Origin of the sequence: Blastopirellula retiformator (assembly GCF_007859755.1) — a bacterium.
GTDB lineage: Bacteria > Planctomycetota > Planctomycetia > Pirellulales > Pirellulaceae > Blastopirellula > Blastopirellula retiformator.
The window spans coordinates 298366-321302 of record NZ_SJPF01000006.1; the positions used below are offsets into that span (position 1 = coordinate 298366).

General features: G+C 57.5%; 15 protein-coding genes and 1 CRISPR repeat array. Of the genes, 2 read left to right on the forward strand and 13 right to left on the reverse strand.

The features are described from left to right. Positions 1-11: 11 nt before the first annotated feature. The 8 genes from Enr8_RS23145 to rsmG all read right to left on the reverse strand — a co-directional run bounded on the left by Enr8_RS23145 (position 12) and on the right by rsmG (position 10951). Positions 12-1190: a prepilin-type N-terminal cleavage/methylation domain-containing protein gene (locus tag Enr8_RS23145; RefSeq protein ID WP_146436313.1), complete on the reverse strand. Its 1179-nt coding sequence runs from the start codon at positions 1188-1190 to the stop codon at positions 12-14. Beyond that, entirely contained in the window at positions 1187-2266 is a 1080-nt protein-coding gene (locus Enr8_RS23150) for a type II secretion system protein (RefSeq protein ID WP_146436315.1), read from the reverse strand. The genes Enr8_RS23145 and Enr8_RS23150 overlap by 4 nt, the downstream gene beginning before the upstream one ends. Further along, positions 2266-3249, reverse strand: coding sequence for a type II secretion system protein (locus Enr8_RS23155; protein WP_146436317.1), 984 nt, complete (start codon positions 3247-3249; stop codon positions 2266-2268). The genes Enr8_RS23150 and Enr8_RS23155 overlap by 1 nt, the downstream gene beginning before the upstream one ends. Positions 3250-3377: 128 nt before the next feature. Further along, positions 3378-4778 (reverse strand): type II secretion system F family protein, encoded by a 1401-nt coding sequence (locus Enr8_RS23160; RefSeq protein ID WP_146436319.1) that lies wholly within the window; start codon positions 4776-4778, stop codon positions 3378-3380. 184 nt (positions 4779-4962) lie between these two features. Next, positions 4963-6690 carry a GspE/PulE family protein gene (locus Enr8_RS23165; RefSeq protein ID WP_146436321.1) on the reverse strand — a complete coding sequence of 576 codons (1728 nt, stop codon included), beginning with the start codon at positions 6688-6690 and terminating at the stop codon, positions 4963-4965. A gap of 67 nt (positions 6691-6757) precedes the next feature. Further along, complete coding sequence (locus tag Enr8_RS23170; RefSeq protein ID WP_146436323.1) at positions 6758-7867, reverse strand: type IV pilus twitching motility protein PilT; 1110 nt, start codon at positions 7865-7867, stop codon at positions 6758-6760. Positions 7868-8358: 491 nt separating this feature from the next. Continuing rightward, positions 8359-10080, reverse strand: a complete 1722-nt coding sequence (locus Enr8_RS23175; protein ID WP_146436325.1) for a GspE/PulE family protein — start codon at positions 10078-10080, stop codon at positions 8359-8361. Between the two features lie 196 nt (positions 10081-10276). Then, on the reverse strand, positions 10277-10951 hold the full coding sequence (gene rsmG / locus Enr8_RS23180) for a 16S rRNA (guanine(527)-N(7))-methyltransferase RsmG (RefSeq protein ID WP_146436327.1): 675 nt from the start codon (positions 10949-10951) through the stop codon (positions 10277-10279). Between the two features lie 83 nt (positions 10952-11034). On the opposite strand from rsmG, the gene Enr8_RS23185 reads away from it, so the two are divergent. Together Enr8_RS23185 and Enr8_RS23190 are read left to right on the forward strand one after the other, a co-directional pair. Next, a complete protein-coding gene (locus tag Enr8_RS23185; RefSeq protein ID WP_186767825.1) occupies positions 11035-12339 on the forward strand; it encodes a Gfo/Idh/MocA family protein in 1305 nt (434 codons plus the stop codon). 421 nt (positions 12340-12760) lie between these two features. Beyond that, a complete protein-coding gene (locus Enr8_RS23190; RefSeq protein WP_146436331.1) occupies positions 12761-14260 on the forward strand; it encodes a sulfatase family protein in 1500 nt (499 codons plus the stop codon). 198 nt (positions 14261-14458) lie between these two features. Beyond that, a CRISPR array of direct repeats spans positions 14459-15612; the repeat unit is 36 nt; unit sequence GTTGCGGATTGGTCTCAAGCAGGAATCAGATACACT. Between the two features lie 48 nt (positions 15613-15660). Here the strand turns inward: Enr8_RS23190 and cas2 are convergent. The 5 genes from cas2 to Enr8_RS23215 all read right to left on the reverse strand — a co-directional run bounded on the left by cas2 (position 15661) and on the right by Enr8_RS23215 (position 22794). Then, a complete protein-coding gene (gene cas2, locus Enr8_RS23195) occupies positions 15661-15957 on the reverse strand; it encodes a CRISPR-associated endonuclease Cas2 (protein WP_246120220.1) in 297 nt (98 codons plus the stop codon). 23 nt (positions 15958-15980) lie between these two features. Next, positions 15981-16871: a type II CRISPR-associated endonuclease Cas1 gene (gene cas1, locus Enr8_RS23200; RefSeq protein ID WP_146436332.1), complete on the reverse strand. Its 891-nt coding sequence runs from the start codon at positions 16869-16871 to the stop codon at positions 15981-15983. Between the two features lie 102 nt (positions 16872-16973). Beyond that, positions 16974-20186 carry a type II CRISPR RNA-guided endonuclease Cas9 gene (gene cas9, locus Enr8_RS23205; RefSeq protein WP_146436334.1) on the reverse strand — a complete coding sequence of 1071 codons (3213 nt, stop codon included), beginning with the start codon at positions 20184-20186 and terminating at the stop codon, positions 16974-16976. 1427 nt (positions 20187-21613) lie between these two features. After that, positions 21614-22288, reverse strand: a complete 675-nt coding sequence (locus tag Enr8_RS23210) for a hypothetical protein (RefSeq protein ID WP_146436336.1) — start codon at positions 22286-22288, stop codon at positions 21614-21616. A gap of 101 nt (positions 22289-22389) precedes the next feature. Beyond that, positions 22390-22794, reverse strand: coding sequence for a VOC family protein (locus Enr8_RS23215; protein ID WP_146436338.1), 405 nt, complete (start codon positions 22792-22794; stop codon positions 22390-22392). Positions 22795-22937 lie beyond the last annotated feature (143 nt).

Sequence of the window (22937 nt, forward strand, 5' to 3'; positions counted from 1 at the left end):
GTATTAGGCGGTTATCGACCCGAGATGCTTTGCGTCTGCTTGGCGAAACGGCGAGCCGAAGCCAGCAGCGCATCGTCCGAAGTAAAGCTGGCCGGATCGCTGACCATCGCGTTGTTGGAGGTCGCCACATTGCCGGTAATGCGGTTGATCGAGACCCAAAACGCTTCGGGATCGGCAATGTTGCTGCCATCTTCCGGAGGCGCAGTGAAAATCGAATAAATGCCGCCGGTTGACGATCCAGCCGACAATACGCTGACGCCTGCCTCGCGGACCGCGACCACCTTTTCGTAGCGGCCAATCAACAGGTTGATGTTGCCGGTCGGCAGGCCGCGGTACGTGACGACTCCCGCAGCGCTCGAGCTGCCCAAATCTTGAGCGTAAACGGCGTCGATCGTCCCGTTCGGGCTGAACATGATCTTCGCGTATTCTTCCGAGGGAACGGACGCTTCGAGGTCGAACGAGGCGAGTTGCTGCCCCGTGGTTCCCATGCCGGAGAAAGCCAGATCAATGCAAGCGCCGGTCGGAATCTGCAGCGGCGTCACGCTGTTACGCTGCGGTTGGCGATACACCTTGAACGGCAACCCCGGATAGATCGGTCCCGTCGGCGCACTGGTGATCCAGGGGAAAGGAGCGGGCTGATCGATCTGCCAGGTAATGTTCACGAGCCGATAACCGGACGAAAGCGCCGCCGGCACGGAACTGACCAGATAGGGCTGATTGTTGTAGCCCAAAAAGACCGCATCGCCTGCGCGGATAAAGTTGGGATCGGTCATCAACGTGGCGTCAGGCGAATGGTACGGCAGATTGGTCGAATTGCTGACGTTAAACGCCAATTGCGCCGTGTACGATCCGATCGTACGCAGCTCGACAAACGCACTGGTGAGATCGCCCGCATACGGAGGTGGCGTTTCGACCATGTACAGGGTCGTGCCGGCCTGCGGTTCGTTGGGTCGATTGTTGACGATCTCGATGCCGACCGATCGGTCCAGTTCGACCGCTCGGGTGCGGGCGCCGGCGATAAACGCGTTGATCTGACGCGCCGCTTCGCGCTGTTTCTTGCCGCGGGTACCGTTTCGCGCCGCCGTCGCCGCGATGCCGAGCAAAATCGACAGCAGCGTGACGACGACCAGCAGTTCGACCAGGGTAACGCCACGGCGATGTTGATCAGCTTTACATTTCAGACCAATCATGGTGAGTTACCTCCGACAATCAGGTAGTGATTGCTGATGTTGTCGAGCGAATTGTCGTAGCCGTCGCCGTTGACGTCGGTAATCGCCCCAACGCCCACCGACAAATTGTCGCCGGCGATCGTAGTGGCGAACGCATAGGGATTCGCCTTTGGAGTGGTCGACAGATAGTCCACCGCACTCGATCCATTGGCGTAGGTAATGCCATGAGTCGTATCGGTCGTCCCCGTCGAGGTGTCTCCAACGATGTCGAAAATCCCATCCTTACCGGCCGAAACGACCAGCGGCACCAGATTGAAGTGTGCGAATCCGGTCGCCACTGGCGTACTGTTGCTCATTTCGTAAACGTCGGGCGCGCCGACCGTCCCGGCCGATCGTCCTCGCACGCGTAACGGATCGAAGGCGTCGTAAACGGTGATGTCCTGCAGGCCAAATCCTTGTTCCGACTTGTCGGGGTTCACGTAACCCTGCGGCCAGCGAATGAACGCGATCGGGTTCCCCCAGCCATCGAGCACTTCCGGCACGCCGTCGCCGTCGGTGTCGCCGACTTCGCTGTCGTGCAAAAACTCGAGAGCGCTCGTCTCACCATCGTTGATCGACGCCAAGATGAGATAAAGGCACTCGGCGTGCTGGTTTTCGGCCGTCCAGGCGGCATAGGCGGCAGTCCAGTTTCCCTCGTTGTTGGTGAAGGCCTCCACCGCGCGCTGATGGCGAGCGTAGGTCGCCGAGTACTTGCCCGACGTAAGCCCACGATGGTCCACAAACAGGTCGGTCTTACGATCCGGCATTTCTTGCAACATCACGGCGCGGATCTGATCGACGCGTGCCCGAGCTTGAATGATCGCATTGCCAGTGGCGGGCCGCGGCGTGCGCCGCGTCCGGTAGCTCTCGTAACGGTTCATCAGGAACTCGTTGAGCTTTTGGATCTGCGAGCGAGTGCGGGCTTCGCGAGCCGTTTCGGCGGCGCCGGCCAAGGCGACCAGGACCATGCCGGACAACAGGCCCAGGATCGTCACCACGACCAGCATTTCGACCAGCGTAAAGCCGCGGCGTGTTGTTCGCGCGTCGTTACGCAACATTATTCAGGCTCCTTGTTTCGCAACGGCCCCTGAGCGAAGTTGGTGATGTTGTCGCGATCATCGACGGTGTAGGGAGTCGCGGTCAGCGGCGTAATGGTGGCGCTGCCGAAACCGGTCGGATAGACCTTCGCGAACAGCGGATTGGGATTCGCGCTGTAGTCGTCGGAGTAGTCGCCGAAGTGACCGTCGAGCCCGGCGCAAATAATTTGGAACGAATCGGGATTCACGAAGCCAGACGTCGCCCCAACCTGTTGAAAGTAGGGACGGGCTTGCCCGATATCAACGGAGTAAGTGGACGGATCGAGTGGAAAGCGAGCCACCACGGACGAACCATCCCAGTAGCTGCGCGAGTTGAAATAAACGTACGGCGCTTGGCTGGAAGGCGGGTAGTACTCGTACCAGTAGTCGCCGTCCTGGTCTCCTAAACGCTCGATCGCAAATTCGAAATACTTCTTACGATCCCCTGCCCCGGTCAAGGGATGCTCCACGTCGGAGCTATATCCCATCAGCGCCAAGACAAAGGCTTCGGTTGGACCGATCGTGGCGAGGTCGACGTCGTTGCCCGACGCATCCGGCGAAATCACTCCGGCGGCGATCATATTGTTGATCGCCTGCTGATCGTCCGCGTCACTCCACTCCAACAGCCCGTTGCTCGACGGCTTATCCAAGTTCGACAAGCGGGGAAAAATCTTCCGCAAGTGAGAAGTCATCTCCGCCAGGCGAAGCGTGCCGGTGCCGTACACCGCCGCGTTCAAATCGGGCGGGTAGGCCCCGTGGTCCGACTTGTACAGCTTGACGGCCGCTTCCAATTGGGCCAGCTCGGCGGTAATCGCCCCTTCCCGCACCGTACCGACCGCTCGTGGGATCGCCACCAGCGCCAAGCCGGCCAGGATGCCGATGATCGTGATGACGACCAGCAGTTCGACGAGCGTGAAGCCGGGCTTCTGGAATCGTCGCTGTTGTGCAAATGCCCGAGTTTTCATGGCGAACCTTTCCTGGTAAACGCGTCGGCTTCGATGCCGCGGTTCCGTTCGATGGTGTATGGGTAGATTGTTTTTGGGAGTCGAGAGAGGACGGCTGGCGAGCGTCCTCTCTCGGTTTTTACAAGGATTTACGACAGGTTCTGAATCAAGCTAACCAGCGGCAGGAAGAGCGAGACGACGATAAAGCCGACCGACACGCCGAGGAACACGATCAAGATCGGCTCCAACAGCTTGGTCAGCGACTCGGTCATCACTTTCACGTCTTCGTCATAGGTGTCGGCCACCTTGAAAAGCATGGTATCGAGTTCACCGGTCTCTTCACCCACGTCGATCATGTTCGTCACGAACAATTCGACGATGCGGCGTTTCATTCGCATGAAGTACCACAGGGCGCCGCAGACCGCACAGACGGCGATCGTTTGCGGAGCGTACTGCGCCACGTCGCCCGGCACGACCATCAGGCCGAATGCCGGAAGCGCCGGAAACAGCATCCACAGGAAGAGCGCGACCGGATGAAACGGCGCCCGGGCGTTTTCTTCCATCGGTTTGAAGATCGATTCGCCTTCTTTAATCGACTCGGCGACGTTGTGATACATCTTTTCAAACATCGCGTGTCCCGACGTATCGCGGGCGATGTTCAAGCATTCCAAAATCGGCACGCCGGACGCGATCAGCGTTCCGAGGGTTCGCGTCGTCCGGGCCAGGATGTTCTTTTCCTGCAACCGTCCAGCGATTGGGATGTTCAGGAAGAACAAGTCCCAGCCCATGCGGCCATGCTTAAACTTCCGCAGCAGTTTAATGAACAGCACGATCGCCATCGGGATCAGCGGGATCACATACCAGTAGTTGACGATCGCCGTCGACATGGTGATCAGCAACTGCGTCGGTGGCGGCAGCTCCAGCTCGAAGTCGTCGAAGATCGTCTTAAACACCGGCACGATCTTGATCATGATGAAGGTCAAGATGCCGACCGCCACGGTGATCACGACCGCCGGGTAAATCATGGCGCCTTTGACCTGACGTTTCAGGTCTTCGTCACGTTCCATGAAGTCGGCCAGACGCAGCAGAATGATTTCCAAGGCGCCGCCCGCCTCACCGGCTTTGATCATGTTGACGTACAAGCGGTTGAAGCACTTGGGGCACTTGGCCATCGCTTCGGAGAGCCCGGCGCCCGACTCGATGTCTTCGCAGACGTCCATCAGCGAGTTCTTCAAGCGGCCCGGCTTCGATTGTTTCTCGAGAATCTTCAGGCTCCGCAAGATCGGCAGACCGGCGTTTTGCAGAATCGCCAACTGACGCGTAAACGTGGTCAGCTGACGGCTGCTGACGCCGCCGATCGCAAAGGTGCGGCCTGATTTAGCGCCCCGCTTACCGCCGGCCGCCGCCCGCTGTTTCTTTTCAGAAATGCGGGTAATGAAGTAGCCCATCTGGCGTATAGTGGCCACCGCTTCATCTTCGGTCGGCGCATCAATCACATCGCGGATCTCCTGACCCTCGGTGTCCATCGCTTCGAATTGATAGGTAGGCATGATCGTTTCCCGCGTTGCAGCCTGGGTTTGTCGAGCGGCGCGGCTGGTCGCAATGCTCGAAGGGTATTTGGCGTCTGGCGATTATTTCGCACCGTCGCTCAGTTCTTGTGAATTCAACGTGTAGGTTTCTTCAATTTCTCGCGATGGCGTCCGATTGACGCGAGAGCGAGACGTTTCGCAGCGGTTACGCTTCAAGCACCGTTTCGCGAACGACCTCTTCAATCGTCGTCAAACCGTCGTACGCCAAGTTCATGCCGGCGTCGCGAAGCGTCGTCATTCCAAACCCGCGAGCCACCTCGCGAATTTCGTCGGTCGACGAGTTCCGCATGATCATGTCGCGGATGTCGTCGTTCATCAGCAGTAGTTCGTACAGGCCGATGCGTCCTTTGTAGCCGGTGTTGTTGCAGTTTTCGCAACCGACTCCTTTGAAGAACTTGCGGCCGGCCAGCTCTTCGGGCTTCATCTGCAGTTCGTACAGCATATCTTTGCTGGGGATCGTCTCTTCGCGGCATTGGCTGCAAATGCGACGGACCAAACGCTGCGCCAAGATCGCTTCGACCGTAGCGGTGATCATGAACGTCGGGATCCCCATGTCCTTTAGACGAGTCACCGTCGAAGGCGCGTCGTTGGTGTGCAGCGTGCTGAACACCATATGCCCGGTCAGCGACGCTTGAATCGCAATCTCGGCCGTCTCGCGATCGCGGATCTCACCAACCAGAATCGTGTCGGGATCTTGCCGCAAAATCGCCCGCAGACAGTTGGCGAAGGAATTGCCAATGTCGGCGTCGATCGGAATCTGCACGATCCCGTCGATGTCGTACTCGACCGGCTCTTCGGTCGTAATGATCTTGTCCGAGACTTCGTTCATTTCGCTGAGGGCCGAATACAACGTGGTCGTCTTGCCGGAGCCGGTCGGGCCGGTCACCAACACGATGCCGTTGGGACGCTCCATCACCTTGCGAAACTCTTTGAGCGTCACCGGATGCATGCCGACCTTTTCCAGATCGAGCGACACGACGCTGCGGTCCAAGAGTCGCATCACGACGCTTTCGCCAAACATCGTCGGCAAGACCGAAACCCGCAGGTCGACCGGGTGGCCGCCGACGGTCAATTCGATACGTCCGTCCTGCGGCATGCGGCGTTCGGCGATGTCCAGATTCGCCATCACCTTGATGCGGGTCGTAATCGCAAACGCCAAGTGGCGCGGCGGCGGAACCATTTCAAACAACACGCCGTCCGCTTTCACGCGAATGCGGAACTCTTCTTCAAACGGCTCGAAGTGAATATCGCTGGCGTGATCCTTGATCGCCATCAGCAACACCATATTCAGCAGCTTGCGAACCGGCGCGCTGTCGGCCAACGCCTCGGCGTCGGTAATGTCGATCGGGCCATCCCCCATCAGCGCTTCCGCCGCTTGGGCCAGGTTGGCGTCGGTCTCCAGATCGTGCACCAGGCTCTCGAAGCTTTCGGTATCTTCCGAGTAGTAGCGATCGAGCGTCTTCTGGATGTCCCGCTCGGTGGCGACGACGATCCGGATCGAGTGCCCCAGGAACTGACGCAGTTCGTCCTGCGTCGACAGGTTCTGCGGTTCGCAGGTGGCGACCGTCAGCTCGTTCATGTCTTCGTCAAACGCGACCGGAATCACCTTGTACAGCTGCGCCATCGGCTCGGTCACGCGAGCCAACAAATCGCCGGCGATCGAGACGTCGTCCAGACTGACGACCTGCATCCCCAGCTGTTCGGCCAAGGCCTGCACCAACTGATCGTCGGTGATCAGATTCATGTCTTCAGCGATCTTGCCGATCGGCTGATGTTCGGCCTGTTGCTCCTGCTCTTCCAGCAACAGCACCAGTTGTTCATCGCTGATGAACCCTAAGTCGACCAGAATCTGTCCCAGGCGTCGAATCGCCATAGATAAGTCCTTGCTGCTGCTGTTTGGCTAAAGCTGGTTGGTGATAAGTCTCTGTCGTCTTACGCCGTTAGTGAGCCGACGATTCGGCCGGCTCGTCAAATTCCATGCCGCGACGGGCGTCGGCGATGCGCTTGGCCAGCGAGGTCGGATCGTGCGCCTTGCCCAGCGCTTCCTCCTGCGACACCTTTTCCGCTTTCCACAAGTTGTAAAGCGAGTCGTCCATCAGGATCATCCCGTGCTTGGCGCCGGTCTGAATCATCGACGGAATACGGAACACCTTGTTTTCGCGGATCAGGTTCTTGATGCCGGAGGTGCAGTTGAGCAACTCGTAGGCCGCACAACGACCGCCGCCGATCTTGGGGCAGAGCGATTGCGACAACACGCCGATCAAACCTTCGCCCAACTGCGTGCGGATCTGATCCTGCTGATTGGTCGGAAACACGTCGATAATACGGTTGATCGTACCGGCGGCGCTGTTGGTATGGAGCGTGCCGAACACGACGTGCCCCGTTTCCGCCGCGGTAATCGCCGCTTCGATCGTTTCCAAGTCGCGCATTTCGCCCACCAGGATCACGTCCGGGTCCTGACGCAACGCACGACGAATCGCTTCGGCGAAGGACGGGACGTCGACGCCGACTTCCCGCTGGTTGACCGTCGATTTCTTGTGGTAGTGATAAAATTCGATCGGGTCTTCGATCGTGATGATGTGATGGTCGACCGTCTCGTTGATGTTGTTGATCACGCTGGCCAGCGTCGTACTCTTACCGGAACCGGTCGGCCCGGTCACCAAAAAGAGACCACGGGGCCGCTTACACAGCTCGATCACCTTTTCAGGCAAGCCAAGCTGCTCCGGCGTCAGCATCGAGTTCGGAATCTGACGCAACACCATCGAGATGTTGCCCCGTTGGCGAAACACCGACACGCGGAAACGGGCCAGGTCGCTAAAGGCGAAACCAAAGTCGGCGCTGCCTGACTCTTGCAATTCTCGCTGGCACCGTTCCGGCGAGATGCTTTTCATCAGCGAAACGGTGTCTTCCGGAGTGAGCGATTTCGTATCGAGTTGTCGCATTCTGCCGTGCAAGCGAAACACCGGCGGCTGTCCGACGGTTATATGAATATCGCTCGCGCCTTGCTTCACGGCGGCTTGCAACAACTTGTCGATCAGAATCGTGGCCATACGAATCCTTAATTACATTCAACAAGAGGGCGCATCACCCCTCGGCAGGAATGACGCCAAAACGAAATCGACTCGCGTGAACGAATCTCGTCTGCGAGATGCGTCAGGAGCCGGTTTGGGTTGTTAATAGGAATGAATCACGGTCGAGCTATCCAGCGTACGAAGCGTCGCCTTGCTTGTGGCGCTTCAAGACAACTGCGATTCCAGACGAGGGATATAGGGATTGTCTGGACGCCGTTATCAGGATCTTGCTGGCTCCGACCTGATCAGGCCGGAAGTCGTCGTGCGATCCGTTCTGCTGCGTGGATGAGGATAGGGGAAAAGGAATAGGAAAGCTGGCGGATCGTTGTCATTGTCACCGCGCGGCCGATGAAATCCAGGAAATGGTCGGAATCGCGGCGCATTTCGTAAAAACGGATTCCCCCGGCCATGCGACGTAATCTACACCCGCTGCGAAAAGTGGGCGGGTTGCGCCGATCCTAGGAGTGCGATTACTTCTCCACCTGCTTGGCGACGCGAAAGACCTCCTCCAGGGTGGTCAGTCCTTTCATCGCCTTGGCGATGCCATCGTCATACAAGGTCGCCATCCCCAGCCCCACGGCGGCGCGTCGAATCTCCTGAGTCGACGCTCCCTCGAACGCTAGCTCCCGGATTTTGGCGGACATCGGCATCAATTCAAAGATACCGCGGCGTCCCTTATATCCGCTTCGCTGGCAGTTGCCGCACCCTCGTCCCTTCATGAACGTGGCGTTGGCCGCGTCCTCGGGCGAAATGCCGGCTTCTTCCAAAACCGCGTCGCTGGGGGTAAATGGCGACTTGCATTTGTCGCAGATGATCCGCACCAAACGCTGTGCAAGCACCCCAATGATTGTACTCGCAACGAGATAAGGGGGAACCCCCATGTCAACGAGACGTGTAATGGAACCGGGCGCATCGTTCGTATGCAGAGTACTGAAAACCAAGTGTCCAGTTAAAGAAGCTTGGATTCCCATCGAAGCCGTCTCTTGATCGCGCATTTCCCCCACAAGGATGATGTTCGGCGCCTGACGCAACATCGCCCGAATGATCCGGGCAAAGTCGAGCCCAATGTCGTGGCGGACCTGCGTCTGGTTGATCCCCGGCAGGTAGTACTCAACCGGATCCTCGGCGGTGATGATCTTGCTGTCGGGACGGTTCAGCTCGTTGAGCGCGGCGTAGAGCGTGGTCGTTTTTCCGGAACCGGTCGGTCCGGTAACCAGAATGATGCCGTTGGGCCGCTTGATGAGACTTTGAAACTTCTGGAACGAGGCTTCCGACAGACCCAACTGCCGAACCCCCACTTTAATACTATCTTTATCCAGAATACGCATGACGATCGACTGACCATGGTTGGTCGGTATCACATTGACACGCAGGTCGATCTCTTTGGTACCAATGTCCGCCTTGATACGGCCGTCCTGACAACGGCGGCGTTCGGCGATGTCAATTCCGGCCAGAATCTTGATCCGCGAAATCAGGGCGCCCAACATCCGCCGGGGGGGGCTATCTCGCTCGACCAGCACGCCGTCGATCCGGTAGCGAATCCGGACGCGGTCTTCAAACGGCTCGACATGAATGTCGGAAGCCCGCAGCTGAACCGCCTCGTTGATCATCAGCTGCACCAGGCGGACGACCGGGGCCGAGTTATCGTCGACCGCCGAGGTTTCGGCGTAGGTCTGCGTATCCTCCTGCATCGTGTCGGTGAAGTCGATCGCCGTATCGGTGAATTCCTGGAGCATCGTATCGGCCGATTCGCCTTCCTGCTGGCCGTAATAGCGGTTGATCGACTCCAGGATGTTTTCGCGGGGGGCGAGTGCGATCTCAACCTTACGGTTCAAGATAAACCGCAGCTTATCGAACGCCTCGAGGTCGAACGGATTGCTCACGATCACCCGCAGCGCCCCATCTTCTTCCGACATCGGCATGATGACGTTTTCGCGGGCGACCGATTCCGGCACCAGTTCGACCGCTGACGGATTGATCAACACCGAGTCGAGGTCGATATATTCCAGCCCGTGCTCCTGGGCGAGCGCCTTCATCACGTCGGCGCCGGTCGCATATCCGAGTTGGACGAGCGCATCGTGGACCTGGAGTTTCTTCTTGTCTGCTAGTTGCTCCGCTTCGGCCAACTGATCGGGGCCAACGATGCCACGACGAATCAGATTTTCCGCGAAGTCTCCGAGTGTTCCAGCCAAGGCGCAATCCTCCCGAACGCGATAGGTCGCTGCGAGCGCAGTTATTGACGAAAAGTCAGAATATAAGGAATCACACGACATCAGAATAGCTTTGGACGTCGCGCATCATCCCCGAGGACGAGTTCCCTCATCATGTATCATGCTTCGGAAACCGTAGTCGCGTCAACCGATTGGTAAGTCGAAGAAGCGCCGAATTTTACGGTTCTTTCCGCCCAGCCGGCCAAATCTTCAAAACCACGCTCGGGTGATCGTTGCCGGGGTTCTCGTATTCGACCTCTTTCCGCAGTTGCAGATCCCCCAACAGGCCGAAATGCCGCGCTTCGTTGCGTTCTTCGATCCACTTCCCCCCCTTGATGGCCAGAAGCTGATCAAACGAGGCCCAATGGGGGGCCAGCCAGGTGAGCAGCTTTTTCAGCGGGGCGACGGCGCGGCAAACGATCGCGTTGTACCGGAAATCTTCGAGCAAATCTTCCGCCCGGGCATGATAAACCGGAATCGAAAGCCCCAATTGGCCGACGATCTCTTCGAGCGCCTTCGCTTTTTTCGTCACCGAATCGCACAAAGAAACCTGCACGTCAGGACGTAGAATGGCGATGATGACGCCGGGGACGCCGCCGCCGGAACCGAGATCAAGGATCTCATCCCCCGGCTTCAGCTGCCCCGCCAGGGCGAGACTATCCAGAACGTCTCGCGCCACGAAGCGGTCGTAGTCGGTATGACGCGTGAGATTCAGCTTTTGATTCATTTCCCACACCACCTGCACGTAACGGTCGAGCTCGGCGGCGATCGCCGGGTCAAGCGGAGCGCCATGCGCGGTAAGCGCTTCTTGGAGCGTGTCGAATTTCGGGGCAGGCGGGGGAACTTCGTTCAAAGCGATTCTCTTCAAGTAAGCGACCAAAACCAATCTACTAGATTCGGCCCTGCGGCCCTTGGCGACAAGAGGGGGACCGCCGCGTGAGCAACCGTATTTCCCGTCGAAGTTTGCTGCTGAGCGCCTCTGCCGCCGCGATCGCCCCCCATTTGCCGCAGCAAGCCCAGGCAAGATCCCCCAACGAGCGACTCCGGCTCGGCTTTATTGGCGTCGGCAACCAAGGCTTCAGCAACCTGGCCCTTTGCCAGGACGAAGAAGTCGCCGCCCTGTGCGACGTCGACGCGCGGTACCTGAACGAAGCCAGCGCGCGATTCCCCGCGGCGGCCGGCTTTCGCGACTTTCGCGAGATGCTGACCTCGGCCAATCTCGACGCCGTCGTCATCAGTTCGCCCGACCATACGCACGCCCTGGCCAGCTTGCTGGCGATGCAACAGGGGCTGCACGTCTATTGCGAAAAGCCGCTTTCCAACAACTACGACGATTGTCAGGTGATGGCGGCCGCCGCGAAAGACTCCCAGGTCGTCACCCAGTTCGGCGTACAGCATCACGCCAAACGGGGCTATCGGCGGCTGCGGCAGATCTTGCAGGCAGGCGAACTCGGCCAGATCAAAGCGATCCATGCCTGGTCAACCGCTCCCTTCTGGCCACAAGGCGTTTCGCGACCTACCGGCGACTATCCGGTCCCCGAATATCTCGACTGGAATCTCTGGATCAGCGGCGCCCCGATGCGTCCTTATGCGCCCGGCTATCATCCGCTGCAGTGGCGCGGACACTGGGCTTTTGGTAGCGGCGCGCTGGGAGACAACGGCTGCCATTTGCTCGATCCAATCGTCAGCGGTCTGCCGATCACGGCGCCAACGACGATCGAGGTCAAAACCTCCGGCGACGGTTCGAACGAATCGCCGCCGAGCTGGAGCGTGGTGAAATACCAGGTCGCCTGCACCGGTGCGCCCGCGATTCCGCTGACCTGGTACGACGGCGGCCAAAAACCGTCGGCCGAAGTGGTTGGCGTCCGCCGCGTTCCGGACGACGGCATTTTGATCGTCGCCGAGCGATCCAAGGTTTACGCCGGCAAGTTTGGCGGGATGCCCCAGATTGTGCCCGGGACTGCGCAAGACGGCTTTCAACTTTCGCCCCTGACGATGGAAGACCCCAGCAACCACCATCAACAGTGGCTGGCTGCGATTCGTAGCGGCGGACCAACCGACTGTCCTTTCTCTTATGGGGCGCGGCTGACGTCTCTCTGCCTGCTTGGCAATGTCGCCGTTCGGCTCAACCAGCGCGTTACTTGGAACGATGCCGCCCAGCGGTTTGAAGACGCACCCGCCGCCGATGCGCTACTGAAGACGACCCAACGCCAAGGGTGGAAATTCCCCCAAATGCATTGATTTTCACCAAATCCATAGACAAACAAAATCTGACCGTGATTCTTGTCGCGAAAGTAGACGCCCTTTTTCCGCAATTTTGAGCACCTAACAGAAAAGTCGTTATTGCACGCCAGCTGAATATCTATCGCAAAACTAACCATTTGTTTTCGTTATTGGCGTACTCTCCCCCTCAAACAACCTCGCAGGGATGGGCTCGCAAAATAGCGACGTAAGTCGCTATTTTGCGAGCCGCGAAGAGCTACGGTCTGAGCCTGGCGAGCTCGAGTCGTACATTCTGTTCGGCTGAGCATCGGCGCCGGGCGAGCGAATTTTGCCCAGGGGTAAAAACGGCCACTGCCGCAGGGTAAGATAAAAACACCCGTCCGCCGGCAAAATGGGCCGACGACCTGCCCCCGCACAATTCTCACAAGGCCTCGATCGCATGAGAATCCTCGCCTCTTTCCTGATCTTCTGCGCGCTGACCAGCTCGCTGCTGGCCCAAGACGCGGCTACCAAGTCCGCCAAGCGTCCCAACGTGCTGTTCATCCTGACCGATGATCAGCGGTACGACGCCCTCAGTTGCATGGGGCATCCCCATCTGAAGACGCCGCATGTTGACCGACTGGCCAATGAAGGGTTGCTCTTCAAGAACCACTTCTGCACCACTTCGCTTTGTTCCCCCAGCCGCGCTTCGATCCTTAGTGGCCTCTACGCGCATGCCCATGGCGTGGTCAACAACTTTACCGACTACCCGTCCGACTTCGTCAGCTTCCCGATGCGGCTGCAGCAGGAAGGTTACGAAACCGCCTATCTCGGCAAGTGGCACATGGGCGAAGAGAACGACGAGCCCCGCCCCGGCTTCGATTACTTCGTCACTCACAAGGGACAAGGGAAGTACTTCGATACCGAGTTCAACTTTAATGGCCAGGGCCGCAAGGTCGTGCCGGGCTACTACACCACCGTCGTCACCGACATGGCCGAAGATTGGCTCCGCAAGCGCGACGGCGACAAGCCATGGTGTCTGATGGTCGGGCACAAGGCGCCCCACAGCTTTTACCTGCCCGAGGAAAAGTACGAACAGACCTTCGACCAGGTCGACATCCAATACCCCGAGACCGCCTTCCATCTCGAAGACAAACCGGCCTGGTTCAAGAAGCGACTCGATACCTGGCACGGCATCTATGGCCCGCTCTTCGACTGGCGCAAGAAGTTCCCCGACGACAGTCCCGAGGCGGTCGCCGACTTTGCCCGCATGGTCCGCGCCTATTGGGGCACGATCCTCTCGGTCGACGACAGCGTTGGCCGGCTGTATGACTATCTCGACAAGACCGGCCAGCTCGACAACACGCTGATCGTCTTCACCTCCGATAATGGTCTGCTCGAAGGGGAACATGGCATGGTCGACAAACGGACCGGCCACGAGCCGTCGATCCGCATTCCGCTGGTCGTCCGCTATCCCGGGCTCACGCCGGCCGACCAGCCGAAGGTGATCGACAACATCTCGGCCACCATCGACTTCGCCCCGTCGATCCTCGACATCTGCGGCGCCCGGCCGCTCGACAACATCCATGGCAAAAGCTGGAAACGCCTAGCCCAAGGCGACGACGCCAGCTGGCGCGACAGTTTCTACTACGAGTACAACTACGAACAGCAGTTCCCCTACACCCCCAACGTCCGGGCTCTGCGGACCGACCAGTACAAATACATCCGCTACCCACACGGCGACGGCTCGCCCGACCGACATATGGCCGAACTCTACGACCTGCAGGCCGATCCGCAGGAAGACAAGAACCTGATCAACGATCCCGCCTACGCCGCCAAAGTGAAACAGCTCCGCAAAGAACTCGACCGCCTGATCGCAGTCCACGGCAACGGCAAACCCGACGAAATGCCCATCGACCAAGGCATCCAATCCGGCCTGCCGGATGAGAAGATCCGGTAGGGCAGGCCGCGGCGGCCGAAGTCTAAAGTAGGGTGCGTCCAGACGCACCAAGCCCCGCTAACCAACGCCAGATTCCACTTCGCGTGGCAACGCAGACGTTACTTCTGTGCGTTGCCACGCAAGGCAAAGGCAGTCCGCACGCGCAATCTCTGGTGCGTCCAGACGCACCCTACCCGGACTTATCTCTTAGTTTGAACAGTTGCGGATTGGTCTCAAGCAGGAATCAGATACACTCCAACCGCGACCGCAAACGTAAAAATGGTGTTGCGGATTGGTCTCAAGCAGGAATCAGATACACTCCAGACCAACGCAAGCTTGATAATTGGCTAGTTGCGGATTGGTCTCAAGCAGGAATCAGATACACTCGAAACCGCCAGCTTTGCCATTCCGTCGTGGTTGCGGATTGGTCTCAAGCAGGAATCAGATACACTCTAGAATCTTGCGGCTGACGAGCACCAACGGTTGCGGATTGGTCTCAAGCAGGAATCAGATACACTGCGCTTCGCGTGTTGGATCGTATCCGTAGTTGCGGATTGGTCTCAAGCAGGAATCAGATACACTACGATGGGTCAAACGGCCTATTCGTACATAGTTGCGGATTGGTCTCAAGCAGGAATCAGATACACTCGCAGGACCTGTGAATGCGTCAGGACCTGTGTTGCGGATTGGTCTCAAGCAGGAATCAGATACACTCGCAGGACCTGTGAATGCGTCAGGACCTGTGTTGCGGATTGGTCTCAAGCAGGAATCAGATACACTCCGACGACGCGAGCAACCACCAAACGAGGCGTTGCGGATTGGTCTCAAGCAGGAATCAGATACACTGCCTTGATCGCTGACGACTTTTCGCGCAATGTTGCGGATTGGTCTCAAGCAGGAATCAGATACACTCGTCCCGATAGTCATTGATTGCGGAAGTCAGTTGCGGATTGGTCTCAAGCAGGAATCAGATACACTCTGCAGCTGCGGCAATTCTCGGAGATCGGGTTGCGGATTGGTCTCAAGCAGGAATCAGATACACTTAATAGTACCGGAGCGATGCGACATTGGTAGTTGCGGATTGGTCTCAAGCAGGAATCAGATACACTGTAGTCCGCCGCCGCCCGTAGCTTCTCTTCGTTGCGGATTGGTCTCAAGCAGGAATCAGATACACTACGATATGGGAGGTGGTCGCCTTCGTTTTTGTTGCGGATTGGTCTCAAGCAGGAATCAGATACACTCAGCGCAGCTTTCAATTTTGGATCCATTGCGTTGCGGATTGGTCTCAAGCAGGAATCAGATACACTGGCGATACATTATCATGTTCGCCAGGAAGCGTTGCGGATTGGTCTCAAGCAGGAATCAGATACACTACCTGCCTGCTAAACGACTGTGACAACACGACTTGCGTGCGAGATTCGCTAAAAAAGTTCGAGCTGATTGGGCATTCCTGGGCGACATTCACGTAGTTTTCCCAGCATAAATTCCATTCGTTCGTATTGTTTGTCGGTAATGGAAAGGACCGCGACCTCTCCCTCCGGCGGCAGAAATGCGCGGAGTCTCCGCAAATGGACTTCGGCATTTTCTTTCGAGGCACAAGGCCTAAGATAGATCGAGTATTGCATTCGATAGAAGCCATCTTCAAGCAGTTTCTTACGAAATAAGGCATATTCCTTTCGCGCCTGCTTGGTATCGGTCGGCAAGTCGAACATCGCCATGATCCACATCGCTCGGTACCCGCTTATTCGCATGGAACGGGAATCTCCAGCGCCGTCTGTTCCTTCCTCAAACAGCGCACCAAAGAGCCAAGCATCCGGTGCAACTGAACCATCCATGGCCCCTTCTCACCTCCCAAGGTGGTCTGCTGGGTGAGCAGTTTCAGCAACTCTCCCTTGCATTCCTGTGAAAGCGAATCGTAGCCTTGACGATGAAGTTCGCGAACCCGCTCATCCACCATCGGACGAAACGGCTCGATTAGATCGTCCGCCAAACAGAAAGGGTTGGCGCGATTGCGATGATGCAGGCCAATCGCTGGCGTTAGCCCTGCCGAAACGATCGCCCGGGCGATTGCTGCGCGCAAGACGGCATAACCATAGTTCAGTTGTGCGTTGAGCCCGCCTCGATCCGGGTCGCGCCGAAACTCAACCTCCGGATACCAGTATTGCCAATAGATTTTGGCGGCACGCGCTTCCACATTGGACGTATCGCCTGACTTCACGTGCGAAATCAAAGCCTTGAGACGCTGCCGCCCGCCACAACTATCAGGTAGGACGGCGGCTTGAGCGTCAATCTTCGCACAGACGATTTGTCGCCACAGTCGCTTACAAACCGGTTTCGGCGCAGCGATCTGCTCCTGCAATCGCCAAACGACCTCACTATGATCGGCGATCGGAAGCAAGATGGCCGCGGGCAAATGATTGACGCCGCAAATCACGACCGCCGCATTGGACTCGGCCAGATGACGAAGCGCTGCATGCGTGTAGGTCGTTCCAGGATGGTCGACCACCACCATCCCGATTTCTTCACAGGGAATCGAGTGAACGATCTCCCCATCGCGTTTGAAAGTGAGTTGCTTGTGCCGCAGCCCTAAATGCACCGCCTCGCGAGAAATCTCGACCGTTCGTTTGATCATAAGAACCCAAACTTCGATTCAACGAAAGTGAAGTTGGGTCATCCTTGACGCAATAAACGCTTGGTTGGCATTGTAGTTGGGCAAAAATGCGATTCAACGCGTTTAATCGTTCGCGTCCCGAATTTGTCCCAGCGGCGTGGCGGTCACCTTGCGCGCCTCACGTTGCTGCAAATTCTTGGGGGTCAAATAAAGATTGTCTTTGTTGATTTCCGCCACGGGCCGCGCATCGGTATGTCGTTTGTAGTAAACGCGTTTACTACGCTGATCGATCTTGCGAACAACGCACAAGATAATCTCGCCGTCGTCCTGCGTCATTTCAAACATCTCGCCGATCGACAACGACATCACAAATCGCCCCTCGGCGCCATCATCGCGAGCCACCATGTTACCGCAAGCTTCGGCGTCTTTCGCGCGGCGGGCGGCGTCCCACATCACCGTCACGCTTCCTTTCCAAACCTCTTCCCCTTTTTCTTCGACCGCAAAGTAAGAAATATGATGGTTGCTGCCGGGCTTGGTCAATTGCAAGCGGTCTCCTTCGCGCAGCGGCCTGAACGTTTGCCCTTCCTCAACCATTCGTACTTTCTTGATCGGCGTTCCGGACGGCATTTGGGGAGCGTTCTCGCCGCTAAACGCGTCCTTGGGAATGGCTCCTGGTTTTGTAGGATCGATCTGCCGCTGGCGCAAATGATCTTGCAGGATGCGGCGAATCGTCACGTCCCGAACCTTCTCCAAGTGTTTCGTGTTCGTCAGATCGGTCACCGCCTTACGACGCACGACGACTTGTGGATCTTCGACCCACCCCTTCGCCCACGGGCGGTCCGCTTGCGGCCTCGGCGTCTCCGCTTTCTGGGTAGCGCCGTAAATCGTCGCCTCGTGTAACGCGCCTTGAATCCGGCGTCGAACTCGATGCGAGACCTTCAGTCTCCCTAAAGCGTCCGCGACATCGCTGCGAAACTTCGGCCATGGGAATTCCATGTCCCTGCCGCGCGCCTTGGCCAGCGCATGCAGCCGTTTCGCGTCAGTCAACCCGACGACCACCGCGTCAATTGCGTGATGTCGATGGTCCGCGCGATTCTTCCGCTGCGATCCATCCGCGTTCAACAACGCATTGAGTCCCCATTGATGACGTAGTTCCGCCGTCATCGGCCCTTTCACCGTCGTGATCGGAACGCCAAGTCCTTTCAGATATTGGACCACCAAGCGACTAATATAGGTCGTATCGCGAAGTTGACGCTCAACGAATTCCGAAAGTTCGACATGCTCTTGCACAAAACGCTGACGCTTTCCATAAGAAAGCCGTTGTGCCCTCAATAGCAGTTCGTCGAAACGACTCTTGTCGTGCCCCAGCCATTCCCACGGCGTCTTGTCTCCCTTTTCGTTATTTGCCGTGCGATGCGCAATTACCTTGTTCGCCATGGAGTCGTCCAGGCTGCGCCACCGAGGCAAGATGTGGTCGACGTCAACCTCGCCGGAGTCGAAAAGTTGCGCCTGACTGATCGCCTTTCCGGTGTAAATGCAAACGCCTCCCTGCTCCTGCCAAAGCAGATAGCGTTGGATATTGCGACGGGTTGAACGAACCGGCGGCTTCAACTCTTGCAGCGTCTTCGCGATCGCGGCATTCTCGCGTTCTCGTTTCGCATTGGCGATTCGGATCTGCGTTCGTTCTTCGGCCGACTTTTTCGCTTCCCGGGCCAATTCAACCCGGATCGTTCCCAGCCGACCGTGTACTCGAATCAACGCGTTCACTACCTTGCGAACCTCATACAACGCTTGCCGCACCAGCGGATTGGGCACTTCGGGCGGCTCCGGAAGTTTTTCGTATTGACGAACCTCGCGTTCATCCGGACGGAGATATCCCGCAGCGTGCAGCGCCGAGTCAGACGCGTCATTGCCCATCAGCGGCATGCCGGCTTCCAGATGAGGCAACAAGTTGCGGATCGCGACTCGGGAATAGTTCGAATATCCCGCGGGGAGGTGAAGGGCGATTGCGATAGCCGCTTCGTCGCTGGTGAGACCGCACTGGTTGGTCAGTTTTTCGATCGCAACATCTTCCCGATCTTCTTCCAGAACAATTCGAATGATCTCATCTTTTACGTCGTCGGCGATATTATTCCATCGCTTCTTACCCAATCCGTTCTTGCCGTTGAACAGCGCGTCGGTTTCGTGTCCCTTCAGCTTCGAACGCTCACCTCGTTCGTAGTTAAACGCCACTGATTCCGGCAGCCCGAACTTTTTTCGAATTTGCGGAAAGGTGCGCTCCTTCGCTTCGCTAAGATAAGCGACGAGCTTCTTGTCAGCGTCGGCCCCAACCAGTTCGACGAAGGAATATTCCTTGCGATCGGCGGGCGAAAAGAGCCGCAAATTATTGACCTCTTGCAGAATGCGGAAACGTTGCGCCAGGCGGTCCGCTTTCGCGCAGCGTTTCTCTTTCGGCTCTAGATCGCAACGCCCGATCATGCTTTTCGGCCAATACATTTTCCGTTGAAAGAAGATGAGCCCGTGCAAACCGAATCGCTTAAGCAAGGTTTCTTCCTTGCGCCGCGCCTCGGGAATGAGCGGATAACTTTTTTTTCCTTCTGAGCCATACCGAAGCGCTTCGGTCAGAAGCTCCGCATGAAAGGAAGACTGTCTTTCCCAGATCTTGTCGAACTCGTCTTCGTACATTGCCCGCAACGTATGGCGACCGCGCAAGCGCGGCAGTGCGTCCTCGTCGCTGACGCCAAGTTGATGAAGATATTGTCCTAAGGTTTCGCAGCCCCGTTCGGCAATCTCTGCCTGCAACTGGGTCATCGCGGCCAGGATCCCCTTCAGTTCGCTTCCGCCGCCGCGATCGGTGGTGCGATTGGAAAGGAAACCGCGCCGCTTGGCGAGATGCAATAAGACTCGCCCGATCTCGTGCGGCGTCAGTTCCTCCAGCAGCGCCTTGGCCCGCAATTCGTAGGGATCGGTCGCTAGAATTTCGGTCTGCGCCTCTAGATCGGCAGGAAAAAGCCCTGCTTTGATCAATGCGTCCTTCAACTGTCGCATTCTTTGCGCTCTCCGGCGGACCTGACGTCGAATTCCCCGGGCAACGCGGCGACTTTGGGACTTCGATTTCTCGCCCCCTTGCTGATCACGATCGACCCCTTCGGGGAAGATGCGGACGCCGCAGTCGATGAGAGTGTCTTTGGAAAAAAGAGCCCAGCCCAAAGACGTTGGGCCAATGTCGAGACCTAGGACCAAATCTGACATAGTCCCCTCGGTGTTTGCTGTGGAAAAGTAAAACGAGTACACTAGCCCTCGTGCTGCGTCACACGACAGATCTCGGCAATCCATCCGGGAGAGATGCACCCCTCCCTTCGAGCCAGCGTACTCTCACATATCAGCCTAGGACCAGGAACTGTTTCGCAAATACAGTCGGCCGAGCCAGTTCTCAATGCGTTTCAAGATTGGCGACCGTCACAGAGGTGCAACTCTGTGACGTTTCCTTTCTTTTGGCCTGATAGAGATAAATGTATCGAAAAGTCCGGCCATGTCAACCAGTATCTTGAAAGCCACCGATGGTTAATTATAATACAACTAGCCCCGATGACACTGGGGAGAATGAAAGTTCCGGTAGTTACTACAACAATGACCACGGTGGCTTTCAGTTGCGAATTGGTCCAAGGAGCGAGATTTTCAGCTTAGGGCACGTCAGCCCCTAAAATTTGGAGGGTTGACGACCCACCGTTGGGCAGGTACGCTGAACAGCAGTGTATCTGATTTCTGCTTGCGACTCTTTTCGTAACAAGAATGAAAAATTCGCAGGCACTGCTCTACGGAGCAACCAGCCGTCATGTCACGTACAGGGCGGCTTTTTTCGTTTCTTGCCGGTCGCTCTGGCGGCATCTTCACCCTCCCAAATCGGTTTGCTCAATTGCTCGATATTTGGGAAAATCTGGGGTTCCGATTTTTCTCACTGAGGTCGAGTTGCCGCGGGCGAAATGGCTGGGCGGTTGCGATCTCGGTGTGCGCTTGTCTTGGGCATGTTGGCAGGAGGGTCGGGCTGGGAAAAAAATGACGCGATTGAGTCCACTCGACTTTCGAAAAAGGGGAAACGGTCCGGTCCGGCGGTCCGCTTGCTGATGGCGAGCAGCGATCGCCGCTGCAGCCGAGGAAGACACTGGCTATGGCCAGTGGCACCCAGGAGGAGACGCTTGCCGTTCGAAAAAAAGCGAAACGGTCCGGTCCAGTTGATCGGTGGTCGTGGATGGGTGAAGGCGGGAAAAAAAGGAGTCGGGTGAGTCCACTTGGTGTGCGAAAAAAAGGGAATCGTCCGGTCCGGTCGCGCCCGGTTTGGCGGAAGGTGATGTGCAGGCTCGGGTTAGGTCGCCCCGGTGGCGCTGAAGAAAAAAAGCTGCGGCCGAGTCCACTCGGCGTGAAAAAACGAAATGGTCCGGTCCGGTGGTCCAGGTTGTTAACGGAGGGCGAAGACATGCTTCAATCGCGCGTGCGACGCGATAAGAGCATGGCGCCAGGTTAAGAAAAAGTTGGAACATGGTCCGGTCCGGTCCGCTTTCCGCTTTTAATCATTCGCTCATTCGGGTTTGATTCGTCATTCTGGTTTCGGCATTCGTCATTTACATTGCGGCCGCATTCCCTCGGCTTGCGCACTCGGGTTCGTGTTTTTGGGAATTTCAATATTGGGTTCGAAATCAAGACAGCCGCCGGGACTTTCGTCGCCGACGGCTGGGAGAGGTTGATTGGGCTGGCAGCCGTGGGGGCTACTTGGTTTCGGTCGGGGCTTCTTCTTTGACCGTCGTTTCGTTGGTCAGGACGGCGGGGGTTTCCTGCTTTTCCTCTTCCGGCTGGTCGTCGGCCGGGGCGGCGGGCGACTTTTCGGTGAGGGCGGTCATCAGCGAGGCCTTGAGTTTCGGCTCGAGCTTCGCTTCGACCTGGCCGGCGATTTTGTCGGTCTGCGTCTTGATTTGGTTGGCGACGTCATCCAGCTTGGCGTTGGCCTGCTTTTTGAGGTCGGCGACGGCGACGTCGAACTGTTTGTTCAGCTTGTCGGACTGGGCGGCGATTTTGGCTTCGGCGTCGGTGCGCAGCTTGGCGATTTCGGCGACCGTTTCCTGCTGCAGCTTTTTCGCTTCGGCGGCGAGCATCGCTTTGGCCGACTTGCGCATGTCGGCGACGGCCGCTTGCAGTTCGGCCTTCAGCGCGGCGGCTTCGGCCTGGATCTGCTCGCTCGATTCGGCAGACAGCTGAGCGGCGTTTTCGGCCTTGGCGGCGGCGACTTGTTGTTCGATTTGACCATTCATTTCCCAGCGGAGCTGCGCGGCGACTTCGGCTTTGATCCGCTCGCGGCGACGGCCGAAGATGCCTGCCTGAACGTCGGCGACGATCACGACCGAAAGAGCGACGACCAGCGGCAGAACGATTCGTTTGGCGTTCATAAGATTTTCCTTAGGTGGGATTTTTTTGATGTGAGGTCTGCGGCTTGGCTCGGATCGCCACACCTTCGCGGCAGGCAAACCGAGCGGCCGATCAACCTCGACTAGGGGAGAAACGGTGGATCAGTTGGGTAAACGGCGACCTCAATCGGGTTGCCGTCGGGATCGTGAAAAAACGTCTGGTGGATGTTGCCGGCGTTGACCCGCTGGATGTAAGGAATGCCGTGGCCTTCCAAAATTGTGGTGATTGCGGCGGGGTCTTCGACCTCAAACGCCAGGTGGCTGGCCCGGGTGTCGATGTCGCCGATCGACGTCTTGAGCGGCGTGGTCCGCTCGATCACGTGGATCTGGATTCCGTACCCGCACAACCAGGCGCCACGAAAATCAAACGGCGGGCGTTCGACTTCACGAAAGCCGAGCACGTCGCGATAAAAGTCGCGGCTTTGGACGGCGTCAGCGGCGGCGACCGCAATGTGCTGCAGCCGGCGGATCGGCAAGGGAGGCGTCATAAGGCGGGAAGGTTTAGAATCGTACTTACTGGCAACATCCGATTTGGCAGGATAAATAGTATAACTGGGCGAGCAAGGCAATTAACAGGGTCAAACTCTGAGATTTGCCATCTCGTGACGAATAGTGGGTAAATTGGGCGTTT

Bases quoted from the DNA above. Each gene is read 5' to 3' on its own strand.
- cas2 (WP_246120220.1), bottom strand. From the start codon at position 15,957: ATGGCGATGTTCGACTTGCCGACCGATACCAAGCAGGCGCGAAAGGAA.
- Enr8_RS23215 (WP_146436338.1), bottom strand. From the start codon at position 22,794: ATGACGCCTCCCTTGCCGATCCGCCGGCTGCAGCACATTGCGGTCGCC.
- Enr8_RS23165 (WP_146436321.1), bottom strand. From the start codon at position 6,690: ATGGCGATTCGACGCCTGGGACAGATTCTGGTCGACTTAGGGTTCATC.
- Enr8_RS23210 (WP_146436336.1), bottom strand. From the start codon at position 22,288: ATGAACGCCAAACGAATCGTTCTGCCGCTGGTCGTCGCTCTTTCGGTC.
- Enr8_RS23160 (WP_146436319.1), bottom strand. From the start codon at position 4,778: ATGCCTACCTATCAATTCGAAGCGATGGACACCGAGGGTCAGGAGATC.
- Enr8_RS23145 (WP_146436313.1), bottom strand. From the start codon at position 1,190: ATGATTGGTCTGAAATGTAAAGCTGATCAACATCGCCGTGGCGTTACC.
- Enr8_RS23170 (WP_146436323.1), bottom strand. From the start codon at position 7,867: ATGGCCACGATTCTGATCGACAAGTTGTTGCAAGCCGCCGTGAAGCAA.
- cas9 (WP_146436334.1), bottom strand. From the start codon at position 20,186: ATGGATTGCCGAGATCTGTCGTGTGACGCAGCACGAGGGCTAGTGTAC.
- cas1 (WP_146436332.1), bottom strand. From the start codon at position 16,871: ATGATCAAACGAACGGTCGAGATTTCTCGCGAGGCGGTGCATTTAGGG.
- Enr8_RS23155 (WP_146436317.1), bottom strand. From the start codon at position 3,249: ATGAAAACTCGGGCATTTGCACAACAGCGACGATTCCAGAAGCCCGGC.
- Enr8_RS23150 (WP_146436315.1), bottom strand. From the start codon at position 2,266: ATGTTGCGTAACGACGCGCGAACAACACGCCGCGGCTTTACGCTGGTC.
- Enr8_RS23190 (WP_146436331.1), top strand. From the start codon at position 12,761: ATGAGAATCCTCGCCTCTTTCCTGATCTTCTGCGCGCTGACCAGCTCG.